Below are 2,443 nucleotides of genomic sequence, written 5' to 3'. Positions count from 1 at the left end.
ATTTGCCGCTCGCTGTCCACTGCGCAGCGAGCCAGCAAACAGCCAGTTCTTGCGCCCTAAGGCCCAAGGTCGCATTTGATTGTCGGGTAGTCAGACGCAGTTACCTACGTCCAACCCCCTAAGAACCGTGCATGCGAGTTTCCCAGCACACGGCTCAAGCCTCTGCTAAGGCGCCATTCGGCACCCGGTTATACATCGTTGACATTGGCAAACTGAACACTCCTCGGACAATACAGATGGTAAATCTCAAGATTAGCAACTGCATCCGTTCCACCATGACTTAGCTTCACAATATGACGGCTGTGCCATGGTGTATCTTTGGTGACTGGTTTAAGACAGGCGCAGCAGCGACCACCTTGTTTTAGCCACACCCGATACAGCTTGGCTCGCCCCTTTGCGGAGACCAGCATTCTTTTACCCCATCGGGATTCGAAGTACTCATCCCATGCGGGGTCATGAGGGTTAGCAGCAGCCTTGATCTTGATATGTCGCACAATTGGCGTGTCCGAGGCAGACACTAATGTGTATTGTCGCTTCCGACCATCGGCGGACTGTTCATCACATGAGAACACCCATCGACGCGCTCCTTGTACTTTGAAATACCGATCTTTGACCCATCGGAGTGTCTTGCGAGGGTGGCGACGTACAGCCCATCGCCAGAGCATTTCCCACACTGCGTTGTCTACCTGGTTGAAAACCTTCTTGGCAACGACATGACTATGATAGTTGGCCCAACCCCTTAGAATCGGGTTGAGCAAACCGATCAAAGTGGCCTGTCGTGTCGCTTTGTTTGCATTGATTAATGCTCGCAGCTTGTCAAGATGAGCGCTGATGTTTGCCTTTGACGGCTTGATCAGTAGCTTGCCGTTGTACTTACGTACGTTCCAGCCAAGAAAATCGAACCCGTTCCCTATGTGCGTGATTTTGGTCTTTTCCTGAGAGAGCACGAGACCGCGCTCCGCCAGAAATTCAACCACGGCAGGACGAACTTCATTTTCGAGCCACTCTTTAGAGTACCCCGTGATGATGAAATCATCCGCATACCGTACCAGTTGCAGCTTTTTGCCTGTCCATTTGGCGTTAGAGAACCTCTTAGCCAGCATCGTTTCCAGTCCGTCCAAGGTCATGTTGGCCAGCACCGGGGAGATAATACCTCCTTGCGGTGTTCCGGAAAGACTGGGAAACAGCTTGCTTTGGTAGACGTAACCGGCTTTGAGCCATTTCCGTAGAATCACCTTGTCCATTGGGAGGTTGGCGATCATCCAGTCATGGCTGATATTGTCGAAACAGCCTTGAATGTCACCCTCTAGAACCCACTCCGCACTTACTTTTCTTGACAGCACACCAAAGCACTGTGCTGCAGCATCCGCGGTTGAGCGTTGCGGTCTGAACCCATAAGAGTTCCGATCAGCGATGGTCTCCGCGATGGGTTCCAAAGCCAGCAGATGGAGCGCCTGCATGGCCCGGCATTTCATCGTGGGTATCCCGAGAGGTCTCATCTTGCCATTTTTCTTCGGAATAAGGACTCTCCGAAGCGGAAGGGGCGTGTAACCTCGCCTCTTCAACGACATCATCGCACCGGTCTTGGCCTTGGGTGTATTCCAAGTCACCTTGTCGACCCCAGCCGTGTTTTTGCCTTTGTTTTCAGACACTCGTTTGACGGCCAATGCTTTGCCACTAAACGAGTGAGTCAGCAGCCATTGCAAAGCTTTCGCCTTGTTATGCCTGCCGTCTTGTACCGCCTTCACAATACGCGCTTGCAGCCCTCTGACATGACGCTGTACAGCAATCCAATCGATGCTGTCCCACGATGTGCTGGAAGGTGCACACGCTGATACTGCTGCATTCATTTGCTCTCCCTCCATTAAAAGGGTTCTACACACTCTCTTGTGATGAGAGACCATAAGGACGTCAGCCCGCTTTCGCGTGGGGTAATGTTTCAACCTCTATCCAACCCATTACAGACTGGCATTCGCTTTTTCCTCGTTCCTTCGCCCGCATCACCATGGGCAGTTTTTGCAAACTGCTTTCCCAATGGGAGTAATACGGGATTTCCACGTTCCGCTTACTGAAGTACATCGGCTTAGGTGCCTGCTATCGACCGGGAGGCGTATGGGTCACGAATGCGTAGTCGAAAGACGCAATTCCCACCTCCATTACCGTTTTGGTTCGAGCGTATCAGCCATTTCCGCTCGTTCAACTTAACGATCGTTACGCAGATTCACATGTGTTCACCATACCGATTATCTAGCCCTTGTCCGGCTATGGCTGCCAGAAGGGTACGCCTCTCACGATTGATACCCCGCACCTTGCGGTGCCTCGTTACATTGTCGAAGGCGCTCTTTATTCAGCCTTCTAGATTCACCCGGTGACACGGGTGGTTCCCGCAGGGGGAACAACTTCATTAAGCGACTTCGTGTCGCACCTCGACCCAATTATTGCA

1 protein-coding gene is annotated in these 2,443 nt (G+C 52.1%); it reads right to left on the bottom strand.

Annotation, left to right across the window (positions count from 1 at the left end; all coding sequences use genetic code 11):
- Positions 1–188: 188 nt before the first annotated feature.
- Entirely contained in the window at positions 189–1,850 is a 1,662-nt protein-coding gene (gene ltrA / locus GW12_RS04880) for a group II intron reverse transcriptase/maturase (RefSeq protein ID WP_034584268.1), read from the bottom strand.
- Positions 1,851–2,443 lie beyond the last annotated feature (593 nt).

Source organism: Acinetobacter sp. HR7, assembly GCF_000773685.1.
Lineage (GTDB): Bacteria > Pseudomonadota > Gammaproteobacteria > Pseudomonadales > Moraxellaceae > Acinetobacter > Acinetobacter thermotolerans.
The sequence above is the reverse complement of the archived record's forward strand: the minus strand, read 5'-3'. Positions and strand labels throughout refer to the sequence as shown.

Bases quoted from the DNA above. Each gene is read 5' to 3' on its own strand.
- ltrA (WP_034584268.1), bottom strand. From the start codon at position 1,850: ATGAATGCAGCAGTATCAGCGTGTGCACCTTCCAGCACATCGTGGGAC.